This window comes from Bacteroides sp., from assembly GCF_029057325.1.
In the GTDB taxonomy this organism is placed as follows: Bacteria; Bacteroidota; Bacteroidia; order Bacteroidales; family Bacteroidaceae; genus Bacteroides.
In genome coordinates this window covers 1-7,381 of record NZ_JAICZW010000040.1, presented here as the reverse complement: position 1 = coordinate 7,381, position 7,381 = coordinate 1, and the positions used below count along the sequence as shown (strand labels likewise).

General features: G+C 49.2%; 7 protein-coding genes. All 7 read right to left on the bottom strand.

Features of this window, described 5'->3' with window-relative positions:
* On the bottom strand, positions 1–298 hold a 298-nt coding region (locus tag K2G43_RS02540; protein ID WP_300152887.1), incomplete at its 3' end, for an ATPase.
* Between the two features lie 42 nt (positions 299–340).
* Positions 341–2,173 (bottom strand): V-type ATPase 116kDa subunit family protein, encoded by a 1,833-nt coding sequence (locus K2G43_RS02535; RefSeq protein WP_297643058.1) that lies wholly within the window; start codon positions 2,171–2,173, stop codon positions 341–343.
* Positions 2,170–2,775 (bottom strand): V-type ATP synthase subunit D, encoded by a 606-nt coding sequence (locus K2G43_RS02530; protein WP_297643059.1) that lies wholly within the window; start codon positions 2,773–2,775, stop codon positions 2,170–2,172. Before K2G43_RS02530 ends, K2G43_RS02535 begins: the two co-directional genes overlap by 4 nt.
* Before the next feature lie 26 nt (positions 2,776–2,801).
* Entirely contained in the window at positions 2,802–4,127 is a 1,326-nt protein-coding gene (locus K2G43_RS02525; protein WP_297643060.1) for a V-type ATP synthase subunit B, read from the bottom strand.
* A 7-nt stretch (positions 4,128–4,134) separates the two neighbouring features.
* A complete protein-coding gene (locus K2G43_RS02520) occupies positions 4,135–5,889 on the bottom strand; it encodes a V-type ATP synthase subunit A (protein WP_300152886.1) in 1,755 nt (584 codons plus the stop codon).
* 17 nt (positions 5,890–5,906) lie between these two features.
* The gene (locus K2G43_RS02515) at positions 5,907–6,746 is read right to left on the bottom strand and encodes a DUF2764 domain-containing protein (protein WP_300152885.1); all 840 of its coding nucleotides are present in this window, start codon (positions 6,744–6,746) and stop codon (positions 5,907–5,909) included.
* 15 nt (positions 6,747–6,761) lie between these two features.
* Positions 6,762–7,352: a hypothetical protein gene (locus K2G43_RS02510; protein WP_297643063.1), complete on the bottom strand. Its 591-nt coding sequence runs from the start codon at positions 7,350–7,352 to the stop codon at positions 6,762–6,764.
* Between the last annotated feature and the right edge of the window lie 29 nt (positions 7,353–7,381).

Below are 7,381 nucleotides of genomic sequence, written 5' to 3'. Positions count from 1 at the left end.
CCTGTCCCTGACGGATGGCGGAGAACAAGCATACCAGACCTACGCCCAAGCCTACACCAAACCACAAAGCACCTGTCTCAGCCGTCACTTTACCGAAGTGGAGCAGGAAAGCCAAAAAGCCGTAAAGACCCTGTGTGGCGGGAAGTGCGGAAAGAATCATGTAACCAGCAGATTTTGAAGGATCTTTCTTCAATGCGCCTTCTGCCGCATTACCGGCAATGGTCGTACCATAGCAACTGCCGATACCGGCAAGGCCCAACATAAGGCCCATTCCTAAATAACCTAATAATTCGTTCATAATGTTTCTTTTTTGTTTATTTGTTTATTGTTTCTATTGTTTTTATTTTTTAAAAGGTTTGTATTCCAATCCTTTGCCTTGATAACCAGCATTCTTGAAATACTCTACGAAAGTCAGACGCAACGGGTGTACGAAAGCACTCAGGCAAGACATTGCGATGTTCAGCGTATGCCCCACAAGGATAATCAGTCCGAAACCAATCCATCCAAACACGGCAGCCACTCCTTCACGCCCGTCCACTACCATCAATGCCAGGTTGTTGAACGTCTGTCCCAACATACCGCCCGCCAGACCAAGGGCGAACAGACGGATGTACGACAATGTATCGCCTAAAAGGCCGGAAGCCATATTGTAAGTGTCCCACAAGCCCGCACCGATGTTGACAAGCACGTTCCGATGAAGGTTGTTCAGCAAATAGATACCTATCGCACCAATGCCCCCCACAGCAATGAACGCCCACTTCGACATTTCGGCAGGAATAATGCTGAGGAACGACAATGTACCCACTACGACACTGCCCACAATGAACAGCCACCATCCCCATGCGCTCAACGATTCCTTGAAGCCGTAGAACACCGTATTGTTGATGGCCTTCACCGTCATAGCCAACGATATGTGAACCACACCGATACCCAATGCCAATATCATCTGCTTGTCGTACGTGGAACCAAACAATTCCACCTTACCTGCAATGATGAACTCTTTCAAGCTCTGCGGCAAACCAGAGTCTATCAGGCTCATTCCGAAGAACGTGCCCAATACAGCACCGAATACCGTAGTAAAGATACCCAGTGTAATCACCAGATTCATCATGCCTGCCATATCCTTGCCAAGCTTCTTCTTCAGCAAGAATCCCAGCAGAATCAGTATAAGCCCGTAACCGGCATCTCCCATACAGAAGGCAAAGAATAGCGAGAAGAACGGAGCGACAATCGGTGTCGGGTCAAAGTCTGTAAAGCTGGGCATGCCATACATCTTTGTCAGCACTTCATACATACGGGTAAAGGCGTTGTTGCTGAACTTCACGGGAACATCGTCCTCACGGGTCGCATTCCTCATTTCGTAATAGACACCGCTACCCTCCAAGTATTTCCGCAGTTCCGTTTCCTGATCCACAGGCACCCAGCCTTCCAACAATACTACAGAGCCCTCTGCCATCTCTTCACCGCTCAGCTTCACCTTCATCCAGTCGATGTCGCCATACAGCCGGTTGTTGCAGGTTTCAAGGGTTCTATAATTGCTTTTGCAGAACTGCTTCAGTTCCGCTTCGGCTTGTTGCAACGCCTGTCCGTTTTCCTTCTTTTGCTCTTTCAGTTGCGAAAGGCTCTGAGCAGGCAGGCGAAGCGGCTCCACATCCAATACGGCAGGAGCGGGAGTCACCGTCACAAACTTGACCTGTGAGCCATCGTTTTCAATGACGATGGCGTTACACACTTCTTCCCAAGCCTCGTTATACTCTTTCACAGAACAGATATAGAACTGCACGTTCCAACCCGCTTCTTTCAGCTTCCTTATGCCCTTCCAGTCAAAGTCGCCCCACACTTCCATCTGGGAAATCTCCTTATCGATGGTGGAAGCCTGCTGGCCCAATTTCTGGATGCGCTCTCTCAGTGCTTCGTATTGTTGCACCAGAGTATCCGCCGCCACTTCGTTATGCACTTGTTCGTCCGGCTGCTTGTCGGCAAGCATATACATGGATTGGAGCATCCCTTTATACAGCGACTGCTTGCGAACCACTTGTTGCAAAGCGCCATCCATCTCGCCCCACTGTCTTTCCACGATGTGTACTACTCCCAATTCCCGGATTTGTTCCAGAAACCTTTCATACTCCTTATGATACACAAGGAACGTGAGCTTCTTCATCTTTGTAATCATGCCTCTGCCTCCTTCCTTTTCTCTTGATGTGACTTCATGATCTTCTGCGACGACTTGGAGAGATTCTCCTCGTCTTCCATAAACCGTTTGATTTTGCGCAGCGCATCCTGATAGCCCGGAATCTGTACTTTCTCAAAAAGATTCACTTTCTGGGTGGTCTTTTTGCGCGCATGTTCCAGCAAGTTCAACTTAGCGACGACAAATTCCCGCTCAATGGCGGTCTGTGCCAGCGACTTGAGCAAGTGCAGCCCATCCGCATACCACTTGGGTGCATTGAACAGGCTGTAGGGACGTACCTCAAAATCTACATGCTCGAGCAGCGGTACCCGCACACCGGCAATTTTCTTCACACCGAGGTGAACATCGCTGACCTTTATCAATGAAGCGTCGAACTCATTCCAAAGGGCGAACATGGCTTCGTAAGCTTGGATTTCCTTTTCCAACCTCTCTTCCAGTCCGGCAGCATCGCCTTTACAGCGCTTCACTTCCATACGCAAGGCACTCTCCTTGTTCTTGATGATAGGGAGCGTGCGCACGCGCACCTTCAATTGCTTTTCAAGCTGCTGAAGGGAGGTCTTGTTATATTGAAACTTAATAGCCACTTGTTTCTATTATTAATTAGATGTAATTAGTTACTTGCAGGCCAGAATTGGTCAACAAGCTCTTTCTTGATATTCACCTCTTCCGGACGGAAATACTTGCCGAACAGGCCCCATGCCACATCAAGCATCTCGGTAGTATCGAGGTTGACGTCGATGGCAAGCAGTTGGTTAGAGTAGTCCTTAGCAAAAGCAAGGGTACGTTCGTCATAGTTCGTCAGGTCGAAACCGTTCTCAAGTTTGGTCTTGGCATTGGCGGCATCGGCGTAGAGACGCACGGCGGCATTCATCACCTGCGGATGGTCTTTACGTGTTTTCTTACCTGTCACAAGCTGCTTCAGACGAGACAAGGAACGGAACGGGTCAACGATGACCTTACCGATGTCGCTGTCACGACGGAGGAACAGCTGGCCTTCGGTGATATAACCCGTGTTATCAGGCACAGCGTGCGTAATATCGCCGCCAGACAGGGTTGTCACCGCGATAATCGTGATGGAACCACCGCTGGGGAACTGTACCGCCTTCTCGTAAATCTTCGCCAAATCCGAATAAAGGGAGCCCGGCATGGAGTCCTTGGACGGAATCTGGTCCATACGGTTAGACACAATGGCAAGCGCATCGGCATACGAAGTCATATCTGTCAGCAGCACCAATACTTTTTCATTTTTCTGCACCGCAAAGTATTCGGCAGCGGTCAACGCCATATCAGGAATCAGCAGACGTTCTACCGGAGGATTCTCCGTAGTGTTCATGAAGCTGACGATACGATCGAGCGCACCTGCATTAGAGAACACATTCTTAAAGTACAGGTAGTCATCGTTCGTCATACCCATACCGCCCAGAATAATCTTGTCGGTCTCCGCACGGAGCGCCACATTCGCCATCACCTGGTTGAACGGCTGGTCAGGGTCTGCAAAGAAAGGAATCTTCTGTCCGGACACCAACGTGTTGTTCAAGTCGATGCCCGCGATACCGGTCGCAATCAGTTCCGAAGGCTGTTTACGACGTACCGGGTTCACGGACGGTCCTCCGATTTCTACCTCTTCGCCCTCGATGGCAGGTCCGCCGTCGATGGGGTCTCCAAAGGCGTTGAAGAAACGTCCGGCAAGTTGGTCGCTCACCTTGATGGTAGGAGCCTTGCCCAAGAACACTACCTCTGCATTGGTAGGAATACCTTCCGTACCCTCGAATACCTGCAAAGTCACATCATCACCGGCAATCTTCACCACCTGTGCCAACTTACCGTTTACGGTCGCCAACTCGTCATACCCCACCCCGGTTGCCTTCAGCGAACACGTGGCTTTCGTAATCTGAGTAATCTTGGTATATATCTTTTGAAATGCTTTTGTTGCCATTTTATCTTTACGCTTTACGTTCTTCAATCAGTTCCTGCAACTGCTCGCGGAACTTATCATACTCTGCCGATTTGAACTTCGAATAGTTCATCTGCTTGCAAAGGTTAATCATCTTCTTGAAATAATCCATCACCTCGTTGAAGTTGTCGAACTCAAATTCCGTATGGCAGATGTCAATCACCATATTCAGAATCTCTTCCTGACGTTCCATCGGAGTCACGGCATCAATTTCATCAAAAGCATCCTGCTGCAAGATGACGAAGTCTATCAATTCCGACTTCCAGAATGTCACGTGATACTCTACAGGTACGCCGTCATCGCCCAAGATATTGATTTGCTCGGCAATCTCCTTACCACGCTGCAAACGGGTCTTGATTTCGTTGACTTTACCTGTCCATTCGCCGTTGATACGTTTCGTAATATACGCCTCAAATTCCGGATATTCGATGTATTTGGAATAAGAGTCTATCGGATTCACGGCAGGATAACGTTTCTTGTCGGCACGGTCTTGCTCAAGAGCATAAAAGCAACGTGCCACCTTCTTGGTGTTCTCCGTCACAGGCTCTTTCAAGTTACCACCGGCAGGAGATACCGTACCGATGAAGGTGATGGAGCCGGTCGCACCGTTGTTCAGCACCACATATCCGGCACGGCCATAGAAATTGGAGATGATGGAAGACAAGTCCATCGGGAAGGCATCAGGACCAGGCAGCTCTTCCATACGGTTGGACATCTCACGCAGTGCCTGTGCCCAACGGGAAGTAGAGTCCGCCATCAGCAATACCTTCAGTCCCATGCTCCGATAGTATTCCGCAATGGTCATCGCCGTGTAAACGGACGCCTCACGGGCAGCCACCGGCATGTTTGAAGTATTGGCGATAATGATGGTACGTTCCATCAGCTTACGTCCGGTATGCGGGTCAACCAATTCTGGGAACTCCGTAAAGATTTCCACCACCTCGTTGGCACGCTCACCACAAGCGGCAATGATTACAATGTCCGCTTCCGCCTGCTTGGAAATGGCGTGCTGGAGCACCGTCTTTCCTGTACCGAACGGTCCAGGGATAAATCCGGTACCACCTTCCACAATCGGATTCACCGTATCTATCACGCGCACACCGGTTTCAAGCAACTTGAAAGGACGTGGCTTTTCTTTATAGTTCGTCATGGCACGCTTCACCGGCCACTTCTGTATCATGTTCACCTGCACGTCATTGCCCTCCTCATCGGTCAGCACGGCAATGGTATCTTCAATGGTGTAGTCGCCCTCCACAGCTATAGACTTCACGGTACATACCCCTTCCTGCGTGAAAGGCACCATAATCTTCAGCGGCTGGAAGTTTTCATCCACCCGGCCCAACCAGGCAGCGGCCTCCACCTTGTCGCCCACTTTTGCCAAAGGCACGAAATGCCATTTGCTTCCTTTATCCAACGGATAGGTATATTGTCCGCGTTTCAGGAAAACGCCATCCATCTTGTCAAGGTCGTTTTGCAGACCGTCATAGTTCTTCGAAAGCATACCCGGACCCAACGTCACTTCGAGCATGTGTCCGGTAAACTCGGCTTCGGCTCCCACCTTCAATCCGCGAGTGCTTTCAAACACCTGCACATAGACCTGAGCACCTACCACCTTAATAACCTCCGCCATCAACTTGTCGCCACCGGTCGAGATGTAGCAAATCTCGTTTTGTGCCACCGGCCCGTCAACGACGAGGGTCACCATGTTGGCTATTACGCCACTAACAGTTCCTTTTGTTACCATATCATTATTTGTTTATTTTATCTGAATTCTGCGGGTATCCGCACCTCGTTCTTCAAGCCATCGATGATGTTGCGGAACAATTGGTTGCCCTTCTCCTTGTCCAGCGAAATCCATCGCTCTATCATCTCTATCTGCAACAAGAAGACGAACAAGCGTTCCACCGAAAAATAGTTGAAGAACGTGGCGGCTTCCATCCAGTCCCAACGAAGCTGATCCAACTTCTTCTCCCGCTCTACCAGCTCCTCCGTCTCACTGATTTTCACCAGTTGCTCCAGAAAATCCACCTCTGCAGCCAATCCGAAATCACGGGCATTGGAAGTGCGCAAAGCCTCGCACACCTCTGTATCACCCACAATCAGCGGCGCTATGTCCATTTTGAATTTCCGTGCCGACAATGCCACCAATACATTATTTACCGTAAGATTGAAAGCGAACCACGAAGAGACAAACTTGTTTCCGCACTTCATGGCGTAGGCATAATAGAGTGCCGCCAAACGGTCTTCGTGCAAGAAGCCCTCTTCGGCAGGCGAAGCGAAGTATTCTGTAATAAAGGAAGAGAGATAAGCAGGGAAAACGCTGTCGGGCACCTCATCGCCGTCCTTCAACCGCGCGATGTAGTCCGCCAATTGCTCCGCAGTATAAATGCCGCGGGCATCAAGGACAGCATCCTTATCCTTCAACAGGCTCAAGACATTCGCATTGTCAAATTTGAGATAGAACAGGTCAACCAGCTTTTTATCCCCCTCCGACAATGCCGGATACAATTCTGTCTTGAAGTCTGCTACCGTATAGCTCAATTTGCTGTCCTCCAACGTGAGTTCAGGCAATCCGGCTACCAAGTAATAATAGTTGTTCATAGTCTTATCAGCGTTTTAGAACAGCATTTCCACCAGTTGCGGACGCAGGAACTCCTTAAAGTAGTTCATAAACTCTTCTTCGCCGAAGTTCACCTTATACGATCCATCGGCAGGCGATACGGAGAACAGCGTCTTGATTCCATTCACCTGTTCTATCTTCACACCTTTCTCCAACAAATCTTTCGCCTTAGCCGCGAAATACGCTGTCAGCCCTTCGGCATCTGCGGTAGAAATGACAATCGGTTCGTTCACGCTCCATTTGGAGGCCAACGCCACGATAAACGCATTGAGATAATCCTTATTGCCGGCAAAAGCTTTCACATCGGCATTCACGATACGGTCTGTCACCAAAGTGGCGATTTCAGACTTCAGGGCATTTACAGCCTGACCGGCAAACAACTTTAATTCTGATTTCGTGTTTTCTGCCAATTCACCGGCAGACTTTCGAGCGACAGCCACAATAGATTCAGCCTCTTTATGTGCATCTTCTATGATTTTCTTGGCCTCTTCCTGAGCTTTTACGATAAGTCTCTGTGCTTCTTCGTTTCCTTTCTCCACTCCTTCGCGGTAGATTTTATCGGTCAGCTCTTGAATTTTGTTTTCCATATTAGCAAGAGTTATTATATGATTTATAT

Bases quoted from the DNA above. Each gene is read 5' to 3' on its own strand.
- K2G43_RS02535 (WP_297643058.1), bottom strand. From the start codon at position 2,173: ATGATTACAAAGATGAAGAAGCTCACGTTCCTTGTGTATCATAAGGAG.
- K2G43_RS02525 (WP_297643060.1), bottom strand. From the start codon at position 4,127: ATGGCAACAAAAGCATTTCAAAAGATATATACCAAGATTACTCAGATT.
- K2G43_RS02520 (WP_300152886.1), bottom strand. From the start codon at position 5,889: ATGGTAACAAAAGGAACTGTTAGTGGCGTAATAGCCAACATGGTGACC.
- K2G43_RS02515 (WP_300152885.1), bottom strand. From the start codon at position 6,746: ATGAACAACTATTATTACTTGGTAGCCGGATTGCCTGAACTCACGTTG.
- K2G43_RS02510 (WP_297643063.1), bottom strand. From the start codon at position 7,352: ATGGAAAACAAAATTCAAGAGCTGACCGATAAAATCTACCGCGAAGGA.